We start from the raw sequence: 22940 nt of genomic DNA on the forward strand, positions 1-22940 counted from the left end.
CAACCTAGGGAGGTGGCGTTACGCGGACATGTTTGAAATGTGTCGCCCACGTTGCGGATTCGATCCGCAACGTGAGCGAGCACTCATGGGACTTTCTTTACCTGTATCTGATCACCAACTGCCCGCGCCTGCAAGGCGAGTGGCTGCGTCCCGACCGGCCGAAGGTCGAGAACGGCGGCGGCCACCGGGTCGGCCAAGACGTTCCGGATGGTCCGGCGCAGGCCACGTGCTCCGTACACCGGGTCGAACCCGCGCCGTTGCAACAGGGCGACGGCGCTGTCCTCCACCTCGACGTCGATGCCTCTCCTGGCCAACCGAGTCGTGATCAGTTCGATCTCGAGACGGGTCACTTGTTCCGCGGTCTGTTCGTCGAACTCGTCGAGGATCACGGTTTCGTCGATGCGGTTGAAGAATTCGGGGTCGAAGAACTTCTCCAACGCGCGTTGCACCAGATGATGACCATGGCGCGGTCGATCGATCCGGACGCGATCGGCGAGCTGCCGCAGGTGAGATCGCCGACGTTCTGCCACCGCAGCAGAGCCGAGATTCGAGGTCAGGAACACGTAGCTGTTGCGGAACGAGATCTTCTGCTGACCGTTCGCCAACCGGAGTTCGCCGTTGTCGAGGACCTGCAGGAGCGCACGCAGCACGGTGGGGTCGGCCTTCTCCACTTCGTCGAACAGGACGATTCCGGGGGTGTACGGATCGCCCTCGACGGTGTTCTTGTCGAACAGCGTGAAGGACTCCTTGCTACCGGCATATCCAGGTGGAGCCCCGGAGAACGACGCCGCATAATGCTCTTGCGCAAGAGCATTCATGTCGATGCGGCACAGATCATCGGGTCCTGACCGTAGTTCTGCGGCCACGCGCCGCACCAATTCCGTCTTGCCGACGCCGGTCGGGCCAACGAGAAGGATGTTGGCGAGCGGACGCGTCGGATCCGTGGCACCGACATGCGCGATCGAAATCGCACGAACCACTGCGTCGACGGCGGCCTGTTGTCCGACGATCTTGGAACTCAGGGCTTTCGAGAGCTTGCGAGCGTCGAAGGCCCCGACCGGTACGGGTTCGGTTCGTTCCTCGGCCGGCGGTGGTGCTGCTGCACTGTTCCGGTCATGGAGCATGTCGGTGATATAAGGCACAGTGAGATCCTTACGCTTCGATTGTCTTCTCGACCGGCAGGTTTCCGACGCGACAATCCGCTACACCCACTGTGTCTCGGGTGATGGCCTCGACGCGTTCCTGAGCCTTCTGGGCGTCGGTGACCCACAGCTTGTAAAACTCGAACGGGCAGTCCGCGACGCCCTTGTCTCCGTCACCTGCTGCGTGGACACCGGAGTAGCCGCGATGGAGGAGTTTGAAGATGTGGTTCTGGGACTGATCGTTCTCGCGTGCGTCGCGAATGGCTGAGACGGAAAGCTGCGCGTACTGGATTCCGTATTCTTCTTCGCCGGTTTCACCCAGCGTCCGGCCGTCGAATCCGATGATCGCGGAGTGTCCGAAGTAGGAGTAGACGCCGTCGAATCCGGCCGCATTGGCAACTGCCACATAACAATTGTTGGCCCAGGCCATTGCCTTGGACATCATCACCTGCTGGTCCTTGGCGGGGTACATGTATCCCTGGCAACGGACGATCAGTTCTGCACCCTTCATCGCGCAGTCGCGCCAGATCTCCGGGTAGTTGCCGTCGTCGCAGATGATGAGCGAGATCTTCAGCCCCTTCGGGCCTTCGGTGACATACGTCGTGTCTCCCGGGTACCACCCTTCGATGGGGCACCAGGGCAGGATCTTTCGGTACCTCTGAACGATCTCGCCCTTGTTGTCGATGAGGATCAACGTGTTGTACGGGGGCTTGTTCGGGTGGTCTTCGTGCTGTTCGCCGGTGATGGAGAAGATTCCCCACGTGTCGGCTTCGCGGCACGCTGCGGAGAAGATCGCGGTCTCGTCGCCCGGGATGGTGGCTGCTGTCGCGTACATCTCCTCTTCGTTGTACATGATTCCCTGCGTGGAGTATTCGGGGAAGACCACCAGATCCATTCCGGGGAGGCCGGTCTTCATGCCGATCATCATGTCGGCGATCTTGCGCGCGTTCTCGAGGACGCCGTCGCGATCGTGCAGGCGGGGCATCTTGTAGTTGACTACTGCTACGCCGACCGTGTCGTTGCTCGAGGAGATGTCACCGTGTCGCATTGTCTTTCACTCCTTGGTTGTGTCGATCAGTTGAAGACTGGACGGGATTGGGGTACTGCGGTTTTGGGTGCAGCGAGGATCTTGGCCAGGCCCAGGAGAACCAGAAGCGCTCCGGCCCAACCGGCCGCGACGGCGGGTGTGGTGTGGAAGTTGTCGGTCAGGATCAGAAATGCGGGGACCGTGCACGTGGGCTGGCTCAGAAGGACCGCCGCCCAGCCGGTGAAGCGACTGAGATTCTCGCGGCCGAGCCCGAGTACCAGGAAGAACAGCGTCCACAGCGCTGCCCATGCGAGCCAGATGACTCCGAAGACGGGGTCGTTGCTCACTGTGAAAGAGAGGAAGGAGTACACGAGCGCGGCGCACGCGACGAACAGCGAGAACCACCCGATTCCTTCCGGCTCGAAGCCGGCGAGATTGCTGATGCCCACGTAGAGATAGGTGAATCCGAACAGATAGAGCCCTGAGGCCGCCAGGACGGCACTCGAATCTCCCTGAGCCTGAATCAACATGACGGTGGGGACGACGCATTGAAGTGCGCCGACGAAGAGGTTGAGGACCGAGGCGGATCGAACGGGAACTGTGCCGAGCAGCATCAGTCCGTTGACGAAGAGGACGGCTCCCACGTAAAGCAAACCAACACTGCCCATCGGGCACCTCCGGTTACTTCGGGACGGTTACTTCGGGACGGTTACTTTCAAATGAAATGATTCCAAATGAAACTAAGTGATGCGCGCCACAGAAGTCAAGAGGGAGATCTCAGGGAAAATCTCAGAGCGTTGCGATGATCGAGAAGTCGAGTCCGTCGGCGACGGCGAGCTGAATCTTCTGCCGTGCAACACGATCACGAAACTCGACGGTTCCGCGAGGCCCGTCGTACGCGGCACCTTCGACGACGGCGTCCAGGTCGCGCGGATGTGTGCTGTCGGCGCGCCGCACCAGGGCCGAAAGGGTATGTATCCCTTCATAACACGACTCGGCGGCATTGTTCAGCGCCGGAGCGTGCGCGCCGTGCAGTGCGATGTAGCGCCCGAGAAGATCCATGGAGTTGCCGTCGACCATCGAACGGAAGTACGCGGCGGAGGCAAACAGGTTGCGGGTTGCCCTCGGCCCGCTCGCGAGCAGCATGTTCTCTTCCATCAACGGGCTGAACCGGATCATCGACTCGTCAAGGCCTCGGCGGGCGAAGGCTCGGTTGAAGTCGACGGCGTCCTGTCCGACGAGGAGCATGATCACGCCGTCGCAACCGGAGCTCGAGACGGTCTCGACCAACTGCTTCATGTTGCCGCGCCCCAGATCGACAAACGAACCGCCGACCAGGGTGAGGTCGAGTTCGGTGGCGAATTGCCTCACGGCCCCGAGCGAGCTGTGCGGCCAGATGTAGTCGTCGCCGACGACGAACCACTTGCGCGCTCCGACGTTGTCGCGCAGCCACTTCAGTGCCGGCGCGATCTGCTGTCGTGGTGTTTCGCCTGAACAGTAGATCCCTGGTCGGACCTCGCCGCCCTCGTAGAGCGAGGTGTACGAGTACGGAATACGGCCTGCGGCCACCGGTGCGAGTGCGTGCCGGACCGAGGAGATGTGCCAACCGCTGACGGCGTCGATGTCACCTGCGTCGAGTAGCTGTTGCACGCGGGCTGCGACGACGCCCGGCGAAGCGCCGCCGTCGATCACTTCGATCTGGACTTCGCGTCCCAGCACGCCGCCGGAGTTGTTGAGGTCGCGGGCGGCCAATTCGCTGATCGCCTCACACGACGGACCGAACAGTCCGGCCGGTCCCTGGAGGGGAACCACCATGCCCAGGCGCCACACCGCGCTGCGCGCGCGTTCGAGCGCGCCGGTAGCGATCATGCGTCGCCGCCGGAATCGGGAGTCAGCGGCCTGGCCTGGGTTACTATCATTTCATTTGAAAGTATTGCCCGAGAAGTGTGAACTGCGCAACAGCGGGGGAGCGATCAGTGGGAAAAAGTGACTCCGGAATTCTTGATGCTTCGCTGACGACCGCGCTGGTCCGAGCAGCTCGAATGGCCGCGGCAGCAGCGGAGAAAGCGCTGGCGGCAGAGAATCTCACTCTCGATCACTGGATGACGCTCGAAGCCCTGGCGTCGACCGAGGGGCTGACGATGGCTGAGCTGCGCGATCGAACGGGAACACCGGCTCCGACGCTGACGCGAGTTGCGGACAAGTTGGTCTCGCTTGCGCTCATCTATCGCGAGGTCGGTGAGGACGATCGCCGGAAGGTACGCGTGTTTCTCTCCTCGCGCGGAAAGTCCTTGCACAAACGGGTTGCCGCAGACATCCGCGTAGCCGAGGAGTCCTGGCTGACGCCGAAAGAGGAAGTGAAGTTGCGAGAGGGGCTTCGCCCCTGTGTGCCTTTCCGGTAGTGGGGACTACCAAAAAGGCGCACAGGGGCCGAAGGCCCTACTTGCCGCGGATTGCGTCGAATACCTTGGGGTCGACCAGGGTTGAGGTGTCTCCGAGGTCGCGGCCTTCGGCGACGTCGCGCAGGAGGCGGCGCATGATCTTGCCGGACCGGGTCTTCGGTAGTTCCGGCACGATCGTGATCTGACGCGGTTTGGCGATGGGGCTGATGTCGGTGGAGACCTGAGCCTTGAGTTCGGCGATGAGGACGTCGCCGGTGTTCTCGACGCCTTCACGGAGGATGACGAACGCGACGATGCCCTGTCCGGTGGTCTCGTCCGCGGCACCGACGACGGCGGCTTCGGCGACTCCGTGATGGTTCACCAGTGCTGATTCCACTTCGGAGGTGGAGATGCGGTGACCGGAGACGTTCATGACGTCGTCGACGCGGCCGAGGACCCAGAGTGCGCCGTCGTCGTCGTACTTGGCGCCGTCACCGGCGAAGTACCAGCCTTCTTCGGCGTAGCGGGACCAGTAGGTGTCGCGGTAGCGGTCCATGTCGCCCCAGATGCCGCGCAGCATCGCCGGCCACGGCTCGTCGAGGACGAGGTAGCCGTTGCCGCCGGGGCCGAGGGGCTTGGCGTCGTCGTCGACGATCTTCGCGGAGATACCGGGCAGTGGGGCCATCGCGGATCCGGGTTTGGTGGCGGTGATACCGGGGAGTGGGGAGATCATGATCGCGCCGGTCTCGGTCTGCCACCAGGTGTCGACGATGGGGGCTTTGTTGCCGCCGATGACCTCTCGGAACCAGCGCCACGCTTCGGGGTTGATGGGCTCGCCCACAGATCCGAGGAGGCGGATCGAGGACAGGTCATGGGCGTCGGGGATCTCGCGGCCCCACTTCATGAACGTCCGCACGAGGGTGGGTGCGGTGTAGTAGATGGAGACGCCGTACTTCTCGATGATGTCGAAGTGGCGGTGCTCGTTCGGGGAGTTGGGGGTGCCTTCGTAGACGACCTGGGTGACGCCGTTCGAGAGGGGTCCGTAGACGATGTAGGAGTGTCCGGTGACCCAGCCGATGTCGGCGGTGCACCAGTAGACGTCTTGTCCCGCTTTGTGATCGAAGACGTTGTGGTGGGTGTACGAGGCCTGGGTGAGGTAGCCGCCGGAGGTGTGGATGATGCCCTTGGGCTTTCCGGTGGTGCCGGAGGTGTAGAGAATGAACAGGGGATGTTCGGCGTCGAAGGCCTGCGCCTCGTGCTCGGGTGAAGCCTGTGCGACGGTTTCGTGCCACCACAGGTCGCGGCCGTCGGTCCAGTCGACGTCGATGCCGGTCCGGTTGACCACCAACACGTTCTGGACGGATTCGGCGCCGGCGACGGATTCGTCGACCGCTGTTTTGATGGGTGCTGCTGCGCCGCGTCGCCACTGCCCGTCGACGGTGACGACGAGTTTGGCTTGGGCGTCGTCGATGCGTGAGCGTAGGGCGGTGGCGGAGAATCCGGCGAAGACGACCGAGTGGGTCAGGCCGAGGCGGGCGCAGGCGAGCATGGTGACGATCGCTTCGGGGATCATCGGCATGTAGATCGCGACGCGGTCACCGGCGACGAGGCCGAGGTCGGTGAAAGTGTTTGCGGCGCGGCTGACTTCGGCGAGGAGGTCGTTGTAGGTCAGGTCGCGGGAATCGCCTGGTTCGCCTTCGAAGTGGATGGCGACGCGGTCGCCGTTGCCGGCGAGGACGTGGCGGTCGACGCAGTTGTAGGCGACGTTGAGTTTTCCGCCGACGAACCACTTGGCGACGGGGGCGTCGGTCCAGTCGAGGACGTCGGTCCATTTCTCGTGCCAGTGAAGGCGCTCAGCCTGATTCGCCCAGAAAGCGAGGCGGTCGGTATCTGCGGCAGCCTGCAACTCCGGTCCCGCGTTGGCGGCCGCAGCGAACTCTGCGCTCGGCGGATATGCCTGGGGGACGTCTGTTTCGGCTGCGCTTGTCATGGCTGACGGCCTTCTTTCCACTTTGATCGACACTTTTCTGACTCCGTGTGAGGGTAGTCACAAGCTCGCGTAAACGCACCGTTGCATCACGTTGCAACCCGTTGTCCTGCGACGATCGGTCGAATTGATGCGACGGGTGGTCGCTTCCGCCGACGAGTGAATGGGCGTGGACAGATTTCCCTCGGAATTGCGGACAATGGGTGCGATGCGCGCCCCGCGTCGGATGTGTCTATTGTCAAACCATTATTCGACCACAACTCGAAGTCACGTTCACTTTCAGTTGTAGGCGACACGACGCCGGCAGTTACGGCTGTCGGCAGGCCGCGAGCATGCTCGGGGTCACTTAGATGTGGAAGGAATTCCTTTGCGTATCTCACGCATAGCGACCGGCGCGGTCGCGCTCGGAATGACGGCAGTGCTGATCACGGCATGTTCGTCCGGCGATTCGTCGGGCGGATCGTCCAGCGGTGTCGTCAACGCCTGGGCGGGCGAGCCCCAGAACCCGTTGATTCCCACGAACACGAGTGAGAACCAGGGCGGCCGCGTCCTCGACTCCCTGTTCGCCGGTCTCGTTTCGTACACCGCCGACGGTGGCACGGAGAACGAGGTTGCCGAGTCCATCGAGAGCACCGACGGTCAAAACTTCACCGTCAAGCTCAAGGACGGTTGGACCTTCACAGACGGCACCCCCGTCACCGCGAAGTCGTTCGTCGACGCGTGGAACTTCGGAGCCCTCTCCACCAACGCTCAGATCCAGGCATCGTTCTTCGATCCGATCAAGGGCTACGACGAAGTTGCCGCCGAGGTTCCGACGGCTCAGACGATGTCGGGTCTGAAGGTTGTGGACGACTCCACCTTCACCATCGAACTCAAGCAGCCCGAGTCGGCGTTCCCCGATCGCCTCGGTTTCACGGCGTACTACCCGCTGCCCGAGGTCGCGTTCAAGGACATGACCGCATTCGGCGAGAACCCGGTCGGCAACGGCCCGTACAAGCTCGACGGCGCCGGCGCGTGGCAGCACAACGTCCGCATCGACACGGTCGTGAACCCGGACTACAACGGCAACCGCAAGCCGAAGAACGCCGGCGTCGACTTCATCATGTACAACAGCCTCGACACGGCGTACACGGATCTCCTCGCCAACAACGTCGACGTTCTCGACCAGGTCCCGCCGAGCGCGGTCACGACCTTCGAGTCGGATCTTGCCGGTCGCACGGTCAACCAGCCGTCGGCAACCATCGAGACGTTCACGATTCCGGGGCGCCTGGCGCACTTCAGTGGTGAAGAGGGCATGCTCCGCCGTCAGGCGATCTCGATGGCGATCAACCGCGATCAGATCACCCAGCAGATCTTCAACAAGACCAGGACGCCTGCACTCGACTTCACCAGCCCCGCAATCGAGGGTTGGAACGACTCGCTGACCGGTAACGGCAACCTGAAGTTCGACCCCGAGGCAGCCAAGGCCGCTTGGGCCAAGGCCGACGCCATCGCTCCGTGGTCCGGCAGCTTCGAGATCGGATACAACTCCGACGGCGGACACCAGGAATGGGTCGACGCCACGGCGAACAGCATCCGCAACACGCTCGGCATCGACGCAAAGGGCAAGCAGTACGCCACCTTTGCGCAGATCCGCACCGAAGCCACCGACCGCACCATCCAGAGCGCGTTCCGCTCCGGCTGGCAGGGTGACTACCCGCAGCAGTACGGCTTCCTGGCGCAGAACTACCAGACCGGCGGCAGCTCCAACGACGGTGAGTACTCCAACCCCGAGTTCGACCGCCTCCTGCGCGAATCGGCCGGCCAGACGGACAAGGCGAAGGCTCAGGAACTGCTCGATCAGGCTCAGGAAGTGCTGCTCAAGGACCTGCCTGCAATTCCGACGTGGTACCGCAACGCAGCCAGTGGATGGTCGGAGAACGTTTCCAACGTGACCATCAGCTGGAACGGCATTCCGGTCTACGAAGACATCGAAAAGAACTGACGCGTAGAACGATCCGCATCTGAAACGTGAGTTCGGGGCGGCAGGCGCCCTGCCTGCCGTCCCGAACTCGTGTTCACACCGGACTGTCCGCTGACGTACACGATCATCGACAAGGAGGTGATCCGATGCTCTGGTACATCGGTCGCCGAGTGCTTCAAATGATCCCGGTTTTTCTCGGGGCCACTCTTCTGATCTACGCCATGGTCTTCCTGCTTCCCGGTGATCCGATTGCCGCGTTGGCGGGCGACAAGGCGCTCAGTCCGGCTGTGGCAGCACAGCTTCGGGAGCGCTACCACCTCGATCTCCCCTTCTATCAGCAGTACCTGCTGTACCTGAAGGGCATCTTCACGCTGGACTTCGGCACGTCGTTCTCCGGACGACCTGTCAGTGAAGTTCTGGCACAGGCATTTCCGATCACGATGAAACTTGCCTTCATGGCACTGATCGTCGAGACCGTCTTCGGTGTCGGCTTCGGCCTCATCGCCGGCCTGCGTAAGGGCGGATTCTTCGACAGCACCGTCCTGCTGTTCAGCCTCGTTCTCATCGCCATCCCGATCTTCGTGATCGGCTTCCTGGCTCAGTTCTTCATCGGCGTCAAATGGGGCATCGTCCCGCCGACGGTCGGTGGCAACACCAGCTTCACCAATCTCCTGCTCCCCGCCCTGGTTCTGGGTTCGGTCTCGTTCGCCTACGTCCTGCGACTGACCCGAACGTCCGTGGCGGAGAACCTGAGTGCCGACTACGTGCGCACTGCCACCGCCAAGGGACTTTCCCGTGGACGAGTGGTTCGCGTGCACGTGTTGCGCAACTCGCTGATCCCCGTGGTCACGTTCCTGGGCGCCGACCTCGCAACGTTGATGGGCGGCGCCATCGTCACCGAGGGCATCTTCAACATCAACGGCGTCGGCGGCACGATCTACCAGGCCGTGACCAGAGGTGAAGCGCCGACGGTGGTTTCGTTCGTCACCATTCTCATCGTGATCTACCTGATCGCAAATCTGCTCGTCGACCTCTTGTACGCCGCGCTCGATCCGAGGATCCGCTATGTCTGAGACCGTGAAGACCGGACGCGCCGTCCGGCAAAGTCATTTCGTGGCACCGCCCGAAGTTGCGGCACCGGGGGAGACGGACGCCGTCAAACTCGATCAGGCGCCGACCAGCATGTGGACCGATGCGTGGCGCGACCTACGCAAGCGCCCCCTGTTCATCATCTCGACGATCATCATCCTCGCGGTCATCGTCATCGCAGCGTTTCCGAGCTTGTTCACGAGCACCGATCCGCGGTTCTGCGACCTGACCTACAGCATGCAGGGGCCGACCTCAGGGCACTGGTTCGGTTTCGACCGCCAGGGCTGTGACGTGTACTCGCGCACCATCTACGGTGCTCGCGCATCCGTACTCGTGGGCGTCGGTGTCACTGCGTCGGTGCTGGTGATCGGCGTGATCTTCGGTGCACTGTCCGGGTTCTACGGCGGCTGGACCGATTCGATTCTCTCCCGCGTCGCCGACATCTTCTTCGGCATCCCGCTGATCCTGGCTGCCATCGTCCTGATGCAGCTGTTCACCGATCGCACCATCTGGACCGTCGTCGGCGTGCTGGCGCTCTTCGGCTGGCCGCAGATGGCAAGAATCGCTCGAGGCGCGGTGATCTCGGCGAAGAACAACGATTACGTCATGGCCTCGGAAGCGTTGGGTGTCTCGAAGCTCAAGACACTGATCCGCCACGTCATCCCGAACTCGTTGGCGCCCATCATCGTGGTCGCCACCATCTCGCTCGGTACGTACATCGTTGCCGAGGCGACGCTGTCCTTCCTCGGTATCGGTCTTCCGTCCACCGAGGTTTCGTGGGGCGGCGACATCAGCAACGCTCAGGTGACGCTGCGTCAGGGTTCGACCATTCTGTTCTACCCGGCAACGGCTTTGGCGATCACCGTTCTCGGATTCATCATGATGGGTGACGCTCTGCGCGACGCCCTCGATCCCAAGTCGCGGAAGCGGTGAGCACGATGACCACCAAGGAAACTCTCACCTCGGAGGAAACTCCGTTGCTCGAGATTCGTGATCTCGAGGTGTCTTTCCAGTCCAATTCCGGTCCGGTTCCGGCAGTTCGAGGCGTCAGCCTGACCGTCTACCCGGGTCAGACGGTCGCGATCGTCGGCGAATCGGGTTCGGGTAAGTCCACCACCGCCCACTCGATCATCAATCTGCTTCCCGGCACCGGCAAGGTGACGGCAGGCGAGATCATCTTCGACGGCAAGGACATCTCGAAGGTCTCGGAGAAGGACTTCGTCCACATCCGGGGAAGCCAGATCGGTTTGGTTCCGCAGGACCCGATGTCGAATCTGAATCCCGTGTGGAAAGTGGGCTTCCAGATCGAGGAAGCACTGGCCGCCAACGGGATCGCCAAGGGCAAGGCAGCCAAGGTTAGGGCCGCCGAACTGCTCGAGGAGGCAGGACTCGCCGAAGCCGAGAGCCGGTTGGGGCAGTACCCGCACGAGTTCTCGGGCGGTATGCGTCAGCGCGCACTCATCGCGATCGGGTTGTCCGCTCGTCCGAAGCTCCTGATCGCGGACGAGCCGACGTCGGCGCTCGACGTCACCGTCCAGCGTCAGATCCTCGACCACCTCGACGGTCTGACTACGGAACTCGGCACCGCCGTTCTTCTCATCACTCACGATCTGGGCCTGGCCGCCGAGCGCGCCGAGCATCTGATCGTGATGAGCAAGGGTCGTATCGTCGAATCCGGTCCGGCACTGGAGATTCTGAAGCGTCCACAGCATCCGTACACGCAGAAGCTGGTCGCTGCTGCGCCGTCGTTGGCGTCGAAGCGACTCAGCTCGTCGGTGGTGCGCGCCGAGATTCGAGAACAGGCGGAAGAGGTCGCCGAAGCAGTCAAGGCCGAGGAAACTGCGGCAGAGTCCTTCGGCAAGGCGACCGACGACGTTCTTGTCGTCGATCATCTGACCAAGGTGTTCAAGCTGCGCAAGGGTTTCCGCAAGACCACCGACTTCACAGCCGTGAACGACGTGTCCTTCAAGGTCCGCCGCGGAACCACGACGGCGATCGTCGGTGAATCGGGTTCCGGTAAGTCGACGGTCGCGCAGATGGTCCTCGGTCTGCTCGAGCCCACTGCAGGCAACGTGGTCTTCGACGGTCAGGACGTGTCGAAACTCGGTGCGAAGGAAACATTTGCGTTCCGTCGTCGAGTGCAGCCGATCTTCCAGAACCCTTACGGCACGCTCGACCCGATGTACTCGATCTACCGCACGATCGAAGAGCCGCTGCGTACCCACAAGGTCGGGACCAAAGCCGAACGGGAGGCTCGCGTCCGCGAACTTCTCGACAAGGTCGGTCTGCCCCAGTCGGTCATGCGACGGTTCCCGAACGAGCTCTCCGGCGGACAGCGTCAGCGCGTCGCAATTGCGCGAGCGTTGGCACTGCAACCGGAGGTCGTGATCTGCGACGAGGCGGTCTCCGCTCTCGACGTGCTCGTGCAGGATCAGATCTTGACCCTGCTCAACGACCTGCAGGCAGAGTTCGGGTTGACGTACCTCTTCATCACGCACGACCTGGCCGTGGTTCGTCAGATCGCGGACAACGTGTTGGTGATGTCGCGTGGCTCGATCGTCGAATCGGCACCGATCGACGACGTGTTCGGTAATCCGCAACAGGACTACACCCGCAAGTTGCTCGACGCGATTCCCGGTGGGTCCATCAAGCTGGGAAGCTGACGCAACAGGTAGGTAGGCAAGTCCGCAGAGGGGCTGCAAGGGTACCGTCGTTGATCGTGACGGACCCCTTGCAGCCCCTCGTCGATCTTCCAGGCGTACGCGCCGCCGCCGATCATGCGCGCGATGCTCTGGGTGAGGTTCATCGGCACAAGACCAACCGTCGCGGTTGGCCCACCACTGCCGCCGAAGCCGCGGTTCGTGCCGCGCGCGCTTCCGCATCGCTCGCCGGTGGCACCACCGAATTGCCGACCGAGGGCATGGCCGGTGATCCGATTCTCGCGGGTGCTCTGCGCGTGGCTCAGGCTCTCGACGGCGACAGCCTTCCGCTCATGGAGTCGACGTGGAAGCGCGCCCCACTTCAGGCTCTGGCCCGGCTGCACCTGTTGGCCGCGGCGGATCTCGTCGAGGACGCAGATCAACTGGGGCGGCCACGGTCGGATCGCGGAGTGGGGGAGCGGTTGGACGCTCTCGCCCAACTCGTTACAGGCGGAACCAGTGCACCGGCACCTGTTCTGGCGGCCGTCGTACACGGAGAACTCTTGGCGCTGAGCCCGTTCGGCACCGCTGACGGCATCGTCGCCCGCGCGGCCTCGCGTCTGGTTGCGGTCTCGTCGGGACTGGATCCGCACAATCTCGGGGTCCCCGAGGTCAGTTGGCTTCGGCGGCCACAGGCGTACACGGACGGCGCGGCAGGGTTTGCTTCGGGAAATCCGGCCGGAGTCGGCAGTTGGGTGATTCTGTGCTGCGGTGCTCTCGAAGCCGGTGCGCGAGAGGCGACTTCGATTGCCGACGCCGCCACCGGATAGCCCGGCAAATTGCGCCTGTCGGAACATAACGAACGGGCGGCGCTGCCGATAAATCGACTTCGCCGCCCGTCAGCACGGACTACTCGTTACCAAGCGTGCTCGGTGGGTTGTGTGGGTGGCCTCGGCGAGGGATCGCACTTTCTGAGGTCGTCCCCGCAACCTGTGCGGGGTCCTCGCTCAAATTGAACGAATCTCGCAGGCCCACAACGCTTCTGCCCTTATAGTGGCTTGTGCTCCGCGTGGGTGCCCTAGTGCCCGTGCTAGGAATTTCGGTTGGGGAAACGGTCCTTCTCTTCTGAGCCGTTCCTGGCCTTCCGTTCTTCCGTAACTCCTTTGTACCCTGTGTCCGGGCTCACAGCAAGTACCAATTTTTGTTTGTGGGCCTTGGATTTCAGCGTTTCCGGCGCAGTAGCCCGAAGGTCATGGCGCCGGCCACCAGAGCTGCGATTCCCACCGCAGCGGTAGTAGCCACCGTGGTCGTGGACTGGGCCGACAATCGGGCACGAAGTGAGACCGGATTCGAGAAAGTCAGTATGGGCCAACCGTTTACGGCCGCTTCCTTGCGCAACGCTCGATCGGGGTTGACTGCGGTCGGATGTCCGACAGCCTCGAGCATGGGTAAATCCGTCACCGAGTCGGAGTAGGCGTAACTGGCGGCGAGGTCGTAACCGTACTCCGCGGCGAGTTTTTCCATGGCTTCGACCTTGCCGGGGCCGTAGCAGTAGAAGTCCACCTCGCCGGTGTAGTGGCCGTCTTCCTCCCTCATCGACGTCGCGACGGAATGGGTGGCGCCGAGGGCGCGGGCGATCGGTGCGACGATCTCTTCACCCGAAGCAGACACGACGATGACGTCGTGTCCACGCAGCTTGTGATCTGCGATCAGATCGGCCGCCTCGGCGAAGACGAGTGGATCGACGATGTCGTGCAGAGTCTCCGCGACGACGGCCTTCACCTGTTCCACGTCCCAGCCCGCACACATCGCCGTCAGATGCTCGCGCATGCGCTCCATCTGATCGTGATCGGCGCCGGACAGTAGAAACAGGAATTGCGCATAGCTGCTCTTGAGAACCGAGCGTCGATTGATCAGACCCTGTGCGAAGAATGGCTTGCTGAACGCCAGGGTGCTCGACTTCGCGATGATCGTTTTGTCCAAATCGAAGAAAGCGGCTGTCCGCCCGGTATTCAGTCCGTTCGCAGGCTTGTCGGTCACAGGATTGAGGATAGTCCGACAGGCGGTTCGTGTGCTCTTCGGCAAGCGTCCTCTTTCGGCGAAAAACAGCAGTTCAGTGCAGCTCAGGCTTGCATTTCTCGCCGATGGCGGGTGTAAGATCGTTGCTGTTCGATTCGTTCGAACTAGTTCAGCCCGACCCCCCCGGGGCTGAACTCAGACGGCCCCCGCCTCCTCCCCCCATTGGCGGGGGTCGTCCTCTGTCTCAGGCCTGTTTCTCCCCAACCTCCCAGTTGTCCACAGGGTTGTTCGGCCCACTGTTTTCGGTGCCGGTGCTCGTTCAGGCTCTGCAGTCATGAACACGACGATCAGCTCTCAGGAAACCGGGGCTCCCATTCTGGTTCTCGTCGACGACGCGAAAATCCTCGCGAGCGTGCGACGCGTCGCTGCCGCGGTGGACCGCCGGCTGGACGAGGCCGAACATCCCGTGTCCCGGCAACAGTGGAACCGGGCCTCGGCGGTGGTACTGGACGCGTCGGCGGCGCGAGATGCTCTGGCTCGTTCCCCCAAGCGAACGCGAGTGTTCCTCGTATGCGACGGCACACCGACCGTCGACGATTGGAAGAGCGCCACCGCGATCGGAGCCGACAGCGTTCTGTCCTTGCCCGAGGAAGAGAACGCGCTGGTCGCAGTTCTGGCCGACCACGTCGACGTCAGTGGTGACGGCACCGTCGTGAGCGTGGTGGGTGGTTGTGGCGGCGGCGGAGCCTCGGCAACTGCTGCGGCAGTCGCGTTGACGTCGGCGGCACGTCACGTCCCGACGCTGTTGGTGGACGTCGACGCACTCGGTTCCGGCGCCGACGTGCTGTTGGGTATCGAGACTGCTCCCGGATTACGTTGGGGTGCACTGACCGTCGAGGGCGGGCGGTTGTCCCCGGATGCGCTGCGCGATGCACTGCCGGCGAAGGGAAAGTTTCTGAGGGTTCTGGCGAGCAGTCGCCGGGAGATCGACGGTCCGACAGTGACCGCCGTTCGCGCCGTGCTGGACGCAGGTCGCAGTTCCGGCGGGCTCGTGGTCTGCGACGTGCCACGTCATCCCAGCGAGGTAGGTCAGGCCGTGTTGGAGATGTCGGATTCGGTGCTCGTGGTGGTTCCGGCCACCGTGGCCGCATGCGTCGCGGCCGAGAAGGTCGGAGCCTGGGTGGTGCGACACAACTCCAACGTCGGTCTCGTCGTGCGTGGGCCGGCACCGGGAGGCCTACGCGGCGCCGATGTGGCAGACATGCTCGGCCTGCCCCTGACGGCCGTGATGCGCGGCCACCGATCGCTGGCGCCGATGCTCGAGCGTGGTGGCCTCGAATTGACCCGCGGTTGTCCGTTGAGTGTGGCGGCAACAGCGGTACTCGACGCCGTCGAATCCGGCGCACGCCCGCGCAGGGCTGCGGCATGAGTGCGTTGGTCACGGCCGAACTGCTCGACCGAGTTCGCGAGCGATTGACGGCGTCGTCGGTCGCCGAGCCGACGGCGGCCACCGTTGCCGATGCCGTGCGAGCCGAGTCCTCCGGCGTTCTGGCGGACACGGATCTGTTGGAGGTCGTCAGGGTGCTCCAGACGGAACTGACAGGCGCGGGGCCGCTCGAACCTCTACTGCACGAACCCGGGGTCGCCGACGTACTGGTGACCGCGCCGGATCAGGTCTGGGTGGACCGCGGGGTCGGCCTCGAAAGGTCGGGGGTCCGGTTCACCGACGAGGCAGCCGTGCGTCGACTGGCGCAGCGGTTGGCACTGTCGGCAGGTCGACGCCTCGACGACGCCCAACCGTGGGTCGACGGCCGCCTGCGGGGCGTCGGCGACGGGCACTTCGGGGTACGACTTCATGCCGTACTCGCACCCGTGGCCCAGGGTGGAACCTGCGTGTCACTGCGAGTGTTGCGGCCCGCGACCCAGGGTCTCGACGCCCTGTCCGCCCACGGCGCCGTGGAACCGGACGCGCGGGAGCTCCTCAATCGCATCATTTCTTGTCGCTTGGCTTTTCTGGTGATCGGCGGGACCGGTGCGGGAAAGACCACGTTGTTGTCCGCCATGCTCGGCGCGGTCGACCCGCGCGAGCGAATCGTCTGTGTCGAGGACGCGGCCGAACTGGCGCCGCCGCATCCGCACGTCGTCCGCCTCGTCGCCAGAGCTCCCAACGTCGAGGGCGTCGGAGAGGTGACGGTGCGCGATCTGGTTCGGCAGGCGCTACGAATGCGTCCCGATCGCATCGTCGTCGGTGAGGTCCGCGGCGCAGAGGTGACGGATCTGCTCACGGCGATGAACACCGGCCACGACGGCGGCGCCGGCACCGTTCACGCCAATTCTCCCGAAGAGGTGCCGGCCAGACTCGAGGCGTTGGCGGCGCTCGGCGGGATGGATCGCCACGCGTTGCACAGTCAACTTGCCGCGGCAGTTCAAGTGATCCTGCACGTGCACAGATTGGCTGACGGATCGAGGCGTCTCGAACAGATCGGTGTCATCGACCGCGGTGCGGACGGGTATGTACGAATCATGCAGGCGTGGCCGGACGGCGGTTCGGGTCGTGAGCGGCTCGAGCGGATGTTCCGGCTTCGCAATCGAGAGGTCGGGACGTGACGGTTTCCCTCTTGGCCTTCGCGTTGGCGGTCTCGATTGCGCCGGTGCGGGATTCACGTGCTCGGCTCGCCACGTACACCCCGAGCGTCCGCAAGTCCTCCCGGCAGATTCCGTGGCAGTTCGTCGCCGCATTTCTCGCGATTTCGGCCGCGTGGATCCTCGGAGGTCTTCCGGCAGGGTGTGCGGCTGTCGTCCTCGCCGGGACCCTGATCCTCCGTGGCCGACGCGCGAATGCAGCCGAAACCCGGGATCTCTCACAGAAGATGCTGCTCTCCGGTCTGGAGGTGCTGATCGCCGAGCTGAGCGTCGGCGCGCATCCTGCAGCGGCCAGTTCTGTTGCAGGCGAGGAATGTACCGGAGAAGTGAGTGCCGTATTCCGTTCCGCTGGGGCTAGGGCGCGTCTCGGTGGTTCTGCCGCAGCGGCCTTCGCGGTACCGGATTCGTGCATCGAGCGTGAGTTCTCCCGCATCGGATCCGTCTGGCGGGTCGCCGACCAACACGGGCTGGCACTGGCGGAACTACTCGGCGCCGTCCGGACGGACATGTTGGGACGTAGACGCTTTCGTCAGCGTACCGAGGCCGGGTTGGCGGGCGCTCGGGCGACCGCTGCGGTGTTGGCCTTTCTCCCGCTGTTGGGGATCGGTCTCGGGCAATTGATGGGTGCTTCGCCGCTGCGCGTGCTGTTCGGAGGTGGGCTCGGCGGCGTGCTCCTGGTGATCGGAACCGCTTGTGTCTCAGCTGGTCTGCTCTGGACCGACCGGATAACTGCGAAGGTCACGTCGTGAGTTGGGCATCCGTGGCGATGATGGCGTTGGCGTTCGCGATCATTCCCGCTCGTCGCGGTGCTTCGGCCAGGGCGGCAGAAATTCTCTTCGCGGACACAACAACAGAAGATTCGGTTCCAGTCCCGGACAAGCCGGATCCACTCGCAGTTGCCGCAAGTCTCGACCTTCTCGGGGCCTGCCTACGAGCGGGGCTTCCCGTCTCCGCCGCGATCACAGCGATGGCGTCGACGGCACCGAAACCGATGGCCGACTCGCTTCGTCGCGTCGCCGACCTTCTGGCGCTCGGTGCCGATCCCGACGCCGCGTGGAGCGAAGCCGCTCTCGATCCCGATACCGAGGCGCTCGCCAGAATGGCTCGGCGTTCCGCCCGTTCGGGTTCGTCGCTGTCCTCGTCCATGGCCGAACTCGCCGAGCGCAGTCGAGGTGACGCCGAGGATCTTGCTGCCGCCGCAGCCGAACGCGCGGGAGTGCTGATCAGCGGTCCACTCGGGCTGTGTTTCCTGCCGGCGTTCATCGCCTTGGGCATCGTCCCGGTGGTGATCGGGCTTGCCACGACTGTGCTCGGTAACGGCCTGCTGTGAGCCGGATCCGAGTGAAAGCTCCTGCGGCAGAAGTGCTGCCACAGGTTTCGATTGAAGGGGGAGAAATGATTTCGAAGACGTTGAGGACGGTGTCGGCCAGATTTGCGCTGTTGGTAACGGAGGACGACGGTATGTCCACCGCGGAGTATGCGATCGGCACGATTGCGGCTGCCGCATTCGGTGCCGTCCTGTACACGGTTGTCACTGGCGACTCCATTGTCTCGGCGCTGACAGGCATCATCGACAAGGCTCTCAAGACAGCTGTGTGATGTTGTCCACGAGAGGTATTCGGCAAGCCGACGACGGCGCCGTGACGGTGGAGGCCGCGATTGCTCTGGCTTCGATCGTCACGGTGGTCGTGCTGTGTATCGGCGGAGTCCTGGCGGTGTCGATGCAGGTTCGGTGTGTCGACGCCGCTCGTGAGGCCGCGCGGTTGGTGGCACGTGGTGATCGTGAGTCTGCGGTCACCACGGCCCGCCGGATCGCACCCGAAGATGCGTCGATCTCGGTGGAGATCGTGGACGGTTTTGCCGTTGCCGTTGTCAGCGCCGAGAGTGCGTTGCTGCCGTTGGTCGACATTTCTTCCGAGGCGGTGGCAGCTGTGGAGTCGGGAGTGGAGGAGGGGTGAACCTACGTGACGACGAAGGTGTTGCCACGGTTCTGGCGTGCTGCGTTCTGGCGGCGATCGTGATGGTGACCGGTGGGATGCTGCATGTCGGTTCCGCAGTGGTGGCTCGGCACACGGCTCAGTCGGCCGCTGATCTTTCGGCTCTCGGCGGTGCGGGCGCCTTGGACGGCGGCGACGAGTCGGCGTGTGAGATGTCCGCGGTGATCGCGGAGCGGATGCGTACGGTGCTCGAGGAGTGCGAGGTGCAGGGGTGGGATGTATTGGTCGAGATACGCGCACCGGTGTTGTTGTCGGGCTTCGGGATCGGGGATGCGCAGGCTTACGCGCGTGCGGGTCCGGTCAGCTGATGGTGTCGATGACGGCGGTCAGAACCTTGACCGCGCCGTCTTTGTCGAGTGGGTCGTTTCCGTTGCCGCACTTGGGTGAATAGACGCAGGACGGGCAACCGTGAGCGCACTCGCAGGACAGTATGGCGTCGCGCGTCGCGGTGAGCCATCGGGACAGTTCGCTGTGCCCTCGGTCGGCGAACCCGGCGCCGCCGGCATGACCGTCGTAGACGAAGACGGTCGGGAGTCCGGTGTCCGCGTGCATCGCGGTGGACACTCCGCCGATGTCTCCGCGGTCGCAGATCGCCACCAGTGGCAGCAGGCCGATTGCGGCATGTTCGGCGGCATGCAGTGATCCGGGGAACCGTTCGGGCGGGACCCCGATGGATTCGAGGAGTTCCGGCGTGACCGTGTACATCACTGCCCTGGTGGGCAAAGTGTGTGCGGGCATGTCGAGTTCGATCGAGTCGAGGACTTCACCCGAAGTCAACCGTCGTAGGTATCCGACGACTTGATGTGTCACCTCGACCTGGACGAGAGCGACGGCGATGTCGCCGTAGTTCTTGTGCTCGAGTTGTTCGGTGATCGTGATTTCGGTGGTCTCGCGGGCCGAGGTGGTCCAGTCCGGATTCTCGGTGTGTACCAATGCGAGTCCGACGTCGAGGTCCAGTTCGTCGACGACGTAGGTCTCGCCTTGATGGATGTGCACGGCGCCGGGATGAACTGTGGCCGGAGCGCGGCCCGCGTCGACAGTGCCCAGCATCCGGCCGGATTCCCCGTCGACAATGGCCACCTGAGTTCCGATGCCGCCGCGAATGTCCAAAGAGCCGTGGGGGTTCGAATCGGCGGTGACGAACCATCCGTGCTTTCGGCGCCGGATCTTGCCTTCCTCGGACAGTCTCGTCAGAACCTCGAGAGCCCCGAACGCGTCCACCTCGGCATCGGAAAGTGGGAGTTCCATTGCAGCGCAGAGAAGTTGTGGTCCCAGGACGTACGGATTTCCGGGATCTGTCACCGTCGCCTCGACGGGTTTGTCGAGTACCGCTGACGGATGGTGAACGAGGTAGGTGTCGAGTGGATCGTCGCGGGCGATCAACACGACGAGTGAACCCTCGCCGCGTCGCCCGGAGCGACCGGCCTGCTGCCAGAACGAGGCAACGGTCCCCGGGAAGCCTGCCACGACAACGGCGTCGAGGCCTGCGATGTCGACGCCGAGCTCCAGTGCGTTGGTGGTGGCTGCGCCCAGCAGTGTGCCGTCGGCGAGTGCAGCTTCCAGTTCGCGTCGGTCCTCGGCCAGATATCCGGCGCGATACGACGCGACTCGCTCGGCGAGGTCCGGGTCCACCTCGGCGAGTAGACGTTTGGTGGCCATCGCGGTCAGTTCGGCGCCGCGGCGGGAGCGGACGAAGGTGAGAGTGCGGGCGCCTTCGATCATGAGGTCGGCCATGATCCGCGCGGCTTCCGCGCCCGCGGGACGTCGTACCGGGCTACCGTTTTCGCCGGTCAATGCCTCCAGTAGCGGTGGTTCCCACAGGGCGACGGTGCGTGGGCCGTGCGGCGATCCGTCTTCCGTGACCTCGGTGCAGTGTGCGCCTATGAGCCGCGAGGCCGCCGCGCCGGGATCTGCTGTGGTCGCGCTGGCCAGGATGAAGGTGGGTTCGGCGCCGTAACGGGCTGCAATTCTGCGTAATCGCCGGATCACGAGCGCGACGTTGGATCCGAAGACTCCCCTGTAGGAGTGGCATTCGTCGATGATCACGTATTTCAGGTTGCGGAAGAAGTGTGCCCATCGCTGATGGGTTCTGAGCAGAGAAATGTGGATCATGTCGGGGTTGGTGAAGAGCCAGCGTGAGTTCTCACGTGCCCAAGTGCGGAGTTCCTGCGAGGTGTCGCCGTCGTACGCACTGGCGTTCGTGCTGCGAAGTTCAACGTCGAAGTCGGTGAGGGACAGCACTGCTCGCAGTTGATCCGAGCCCAGCGCTTTGGTGGGGGAGAGGTACAGGGCAGTTGCGAGCGGATCGGTCGCCATGGCCGTCAGCACCGGGAGTTGGTACGCCAGTGACTTACCCGACGCCGTACCGGTGGCCACGACCACGTGTTTTCCCGCGTAAGCGAGGTCGGCGGCCTCACTCTGGTGGATCCACGGGGACCGCACGCTGTGCTCGGCGAGCGCACGTACGACGCTGGGGTGCACCCACTCCGGCCATTCGGTGAACTCGGCTACGCGAGCAGGTAACTGCGCGGTGAACATCAGTGGTTTTTCGCTTCCACTGACCCCGGCGACGACCCGATCGAGCAGCATCTGCCCGTAGGTCTCGCCAGGCTTCCCTCCCGGGGCGGGAGTCGGGGAAGGTGCGTTCACGTGACTCTCCGGGCTCGGCGTTGGGGTGTGGCGGCAATCGGAAACTGTCGCTACCTGCAGTTTTGATGATACGCAACGGTCGGCGGTCTTGGTGGAACCGGGTGCTCGGCGCGCGCGCGGGAAACCACGATCGTGGGCTGTTTTTCTCGTAGCGAACTTTTAACGTTTTTAGTTCCCTTTTCGACTGTTGTGCACGCGGAGAACATGGTTGACTGACAATCGGTCGCAGCTTCTGTGTTCGTAGGCTTGAGAAAGTGCACGCTCGCAGGATCGTTGTTGCGGGCGCGGTGCTCTGCCTTTCCTGAGGGGGAAATAAAGACGTACAGCGGTCGGAACCGGCCCGGTGGACTGTAAGGGCTGTTCACCGAATCCGGTGTTAGAAAGAGAAGGAAAAGCATGGCACAGGGCACTGTGAAGTGGTTCAACGCTGAAAAGGGCTTCGGCTTCATCGCTCCCGAAGACGGTTCCGCAGACGTCTTCGTTCACTACTCCGAAATTCAGGGCAACGGCTTCCGTACCCTCGAGGAGAACCAGCGTGTGGAGTTCGAGGTCGGCCAGGGCACCAAGGGTCCCCAGGCTACCGGCGTTCGCGCGGTCTGATTTTTCCGCTCACTTGCTGAGCGAATAGTTCGGACAGTATTTGTCCCCCATCGCATCCGTGCGGTGGGGGACAAATCTTTTCGGGCTGAGTTAGTACTTTCCCTGTCCGAGGTGAATGCACGCAGCTGTTCGGCCACGGCCGGTCGTCTATGCCGTCGATACCTTCGTGGCTTACGTTTCACTCTGTGAGCCAACTGTCCTTTTTCTCTGCCGAGTCGATTCCACCTGCCGTGACGGACCTTGCCGGAATGCTGGCCGGACCGGGGCAGGTCGTGACCTCGGAGGATCGCGCGCGGATCTCGATCGTCGTGGATCGGGACTGGAGAGCGCAGGCCGTTGCCGAGTTGATCGCGCAGTGCGGACTCGGGGCCGAGGTGACGCGTAGCGAAGAAGGCAGCCCACTCGTCCGAACTCAGTCGACGCCCGCACTCCTTCCGCTGTCCGTGCAATGGACCAAGGGAGCAGTGAAGGCGGTGCCGGTCGGGTGGGTTCCTAATTCTCGCCAACTCCGAGTGTGGGCCGTCGCCGCCGGCCGACTCGAAGAAGGCGGTGAACGATTCGTGTTCGGCCTCGACCCCCATGCGAAGGAGACACACGCACCGCTGGCTCAGGCCTTGATGAGGGTTGGTATCGCGCCGACTCAACTGGGTAACCGGACACCGGGTCCGGGGCTCCGTGTGTCGGGAAAGAAGAGACTGACGAAGCTCGTCGAATACCTCGGTGAGGCGCCGAAACACGTCGACACCTCGGTCGCCTGGCCACACGTCTGACAGTGCTGATGCCGCGTGTCCGACGGAGCCCATA

General features: G+C 63.5%; 22 protein-coding genes. 15 read left to right on the forward strand and 7 right to left on the reverse strand.

Annotated elements, in window-relative coordinates:
* Positions 1-83: 83 nt before the first annotated feature.
* The 4 genes from PCS43_RS13705 to PCS43_RS13720 all read right to left on the reverse strand — a co-directional run bounded on the left by PCS43_RS13705 (position 84) and on the right by PCS43_RS13720 (position 4038).
* Positions 84-1142 (reverse strand): AAA family ATPase, encoded by a 1059-nt coding sequence (locus PCS43_RS13705; RefSeq protein WP_007732419.1) that lies wholly within the window; start codon positions 1140-1142, stop codon positions 84-86.
* Positions 1143-1152: 10 nt separating this feature from the next.
* A complete protein-coding gene (locus tag PCS43_RS13710) occupies positions 1153-2190 on the reverse strand; it encodes an aliphatic amidase (protein WP_058038254.1) in 1038 nt (345 codons plus the stop codon).
* A gap of 26 nt (positions 2191-2216) precedes the next feature.
* On the reverse strand, positions 2217-2837 hold the full coding sequence (locus tag PCS43_RS13715) for an AmiS/UreI family transporter (protein ID WP_003946099.1): 621 nt from the start codon (positions 2835-2837) through the stop codon (positions 2217-2219).
* A 121-nt stretch (positions 2838-2958) separates the two neighbouring features.
* Complete coding sequence (locus tag PCS43_RS13720; protein ID WP_209911130.1) at positions 2959-4038, reverse strand: substrate-binding domain-containing protein; 1080 nt, start codon at positions 4036-4038, stop codon at positions 2959-2961.
* A 107-nt stretch (positions 4039-4145) separates the two neighbouring features.
* Here PCS43_RS13720 and PCS43_RS13725 point away from each other — a divergent pair, with 107 nt between their 5' ends.
* Positions 4146-4571, forward strand: a complete 426-nt coding sequence (locus tag PCS43_RS13725; RefSeq protein WP_003946121.1) for a MarR family transcriptional regulator — start codon at positions 4146-4148, stop codon at positions 4569-4571.
* Positions 4572-4608: 37 nt separating this feature from the next.
* Here PCS43_RS13725 and acs read toward each other — a convergent pair whose 3' ends face one another.
* Positions 4609-6540: an acetate--CoA ligase gene (gene acs, locus PCS43_RS13730; RefSeq protein ID WP_007732429.1), complete on the reverse strand. Its 1932-nt coding sequence runs from the start codon at positions 6538-6540 to the stop codon at positions 4609-4611.
* A gap of 364 nt (positions 6541-6904) precedes the next feature.
* Here acs and PCS43_RS13735 point away from each other — a divergent pair, with 364 nt between their 5' ends.
* The 5 genes from PCS43_RS13735 (at position 6905) to PCS43_RS13755 (ending at position 13058) form a co-directional block, all read left to right on the forward strand.
* Entirely contained in the window at positions 6905-8521 is a 1617-nt protein-coding gene (locus tag PCS43_RS13735) for a peptide ABC transporter substrate-binding protein (protein WP_037132624.1), read from the forward strand.
* A gap of 125 nt (positions 8522-8646) precedes the next feature.
* Positions 8647-9573 (forward strand): ABC transporter permease, encoded by a 927-nt coding sequence (locus PCS43_RS13740; protein WP_007732434.1) that lies wholly within the window; start codon positions 8647-8649, stop codon positions 9571-9573.
* Positions 9566-10522, forward strand: a complete 957-nt coding sequence (locus PCS43_RS13745; RefSeq protein ID WP_019746638.1) for an ABC transporter permease — start codon at positions 9566-9568, stop codon at positions 10520-10522. The genes PCS43_RS13740 and PCS43_RS13745 overlap by 8 nt, the downstream gene beginning before the upstream one ends.
* Positions 10523-10527: 5 nt before the next feature.
* Positions 10528-12252 (forward strand): dipeptide ABC transporter ATP-binding protein, encoded by a 1725-nt coding sequence (locus PCS43_RS13750; protein WP_154100279.1) that lies wholly within the window; start codon positions 10528-10530, stop codon positions 12250-12252.
* A gap of 56 nt (positions 12253-12308) precedes the next feature.
* On the forward strand, positions 12309-13058 hold the full coding sequence (locus PCS43_RS13755) for a hypothetical protein (RefSeq protein WP_003946100.1): 750 nt from the start codon (positions 12309-12311) through the stop codon (positions 13056-13058).
* Positions 13059-13449: 391 nt separating this feature from the next.
* Here the strand turns inward: PCS43_RS13755 and PCS43_RS13760 are convergent, their stop codons facing one another.
* A complete protein-coding gene (locus tag PCS43_RS13760; protein ID WP_003946123.1) occupies positions 13450-14268 on the reverse strand; it encodes an HAD-IB family hydrolase in 819 nt (272 codons plus the stop codon).
* Positions 14269-14581: 313 nt separating this feature from the next.
* Between PCS43_RS13760 and ssd the strand changes: the two genes are divergently transcribed.
* The 7 genes from ssd (at position 14582) to PCS43_RS13795 (ending at position 19195) form a co-directional block, all read left to right on the forward strand.
* Complete coding sequence (ssd, locus tag PCS43_RS13765) at positions 14582-15676, forward strand: septum site-determining protein Ssd (RefSeq protein WP_003946126.1); 1095 nt, start codon at positions 14582-14584, stop codon at positions 15674-15676.
* Positions 15673-16854: a TadA family conjugal transfer-associated ATPase gene (locus PCS43_RS13770; protein ID WP_003946116.1), complete on the forward strand. Its 1182-nt coding sequence runs from the start codon at positions 15673-15675 to the stop codon at positions 16852-16854. The genes ssd and PCS43_RS13770 overlap by 4 nt, the downstream gene beginning before the upstream one ends.
* On the forward strand, positions 16851-17639 hold the full coding sequence (locus tag PCS43_RS13775) for a type II secretion system F family protein (RefSeq protein WP_042446714.1): 789 nt from the start codon (positions 16851-16853) through the stop codon (positions 17637-17639). The genes PCS43_RS13770 and PCS43_RS13775 overlap by 4 nt, the downstream gene beginning before the upstream one ends.
* On the forward strand, positions 17636-18220 hold the full coding sequence (locus PCS43_RS13780; RefSeq protein ID WP_007732447.1) for a type II secretion system F family protein: 585 nt from the start codon (positions 17636-17638) through the stop codon (positions 18218-18220). The genes PCS43_RS13775 and PCS43_RS13780 overlap by 4 nt, the downstream gene beginning before the upstream one ends.
* A 65-nt stretch (positions 18221-18285) precedes the next feature.
* The gene (locus PCS43_RS13785) at positions 18286-18489 is read left to right on the forward strand and encodes a DUF4244 domain-containing protein (protein ID WP_042446719.1); all 204 of its coding nucleotides are present in this window, start codon (positions 18286-18288) and stop codon (positions 18487-18489) included.
* Positions 18489-18848, forward strand: a complete 360-nt coding sequence (locus PCS43_RS13790) for a TadE family type IV pilus minor pilin (protein ID WP_042446722.1) — start codon at positions 18489-18491, stop codon at positions 18846-18848. Before PCS43_RS13785 ends, PCS43_RS13790 begins: the two co-directional genes overlap by 1 nt.
* Positions 18845-19195, forward strand: a complete 351-nt coding sequence (locus tag PCS43_RS13795; RefSeq protein ID WP_007732450.1) for an Rv3654c family TadE-like protein — start codon at positions 18845-18847, stop codon at positions 19193-19195. Before PCS43_RS13790 ends, PCS43_RS13795 begins: the two co-directional genes overlap by 4 nt.
* Here the strand turns inward: PCS43_RS13795 and PCS43_RS13800 are convergent.
* Positions 19188-21476, reverse strand: coding sequence for a DEAD/DEAH box helicase (locus PCS43_RS13800; protein WP_003946107.1), 2289 nt, complete (start codon positions 21474-21476; stop codon positions 19188-19190). The genes PCS43_RS13795 and PCS43_RS13800 overlap by 8 nt on opposite strands.
* A gap of 456 nt (positions 21477-21932) precedes the next feature.
* Between PCS43_RS13800 and cspE the strand changes: the two genes are divergently transcribed.
* Together cspE and PCS43_RS13810 are read left to right on the forward strand one after the other, a co-directional pair.
* Positions 21933-22136 (forward strand): transcription antiterminator/RNA stability regulator CspE, encoded by a 204-nt coding sequence (gene cspE, locus PCS43_RS13805; RefSeq protein ID WP_003946117.1) that lies wholly within the window; start codon positions 21933-21935, stop codon positions 22134-22136.
* 185 nt (positions 22137-22321) lie between these two features.
* A complete protein-coding gene (locus tag PCS43_RS13810) occupies positions 22322-22906 on the forward strand; it encodes a hypothetical protein (protein WP_003946106.1) in 585 nt (194 codons plus the stop codon).
* Positions 22907-22940 lie beyond the last annotated feature (34 nt).

It is taken from the genome of Rhodococcus sp. C-2 (genome assembly GCF_027854095.1).
In the GTDB taxonomy this organism is placed as follows: domain Bacteria; phylum Actinomycetota; class Actinomycetes; order Mycobacteriales; family Mycobacteriaceae; genus Rhodococcus_F; species Rhodococcus_F qingshengii.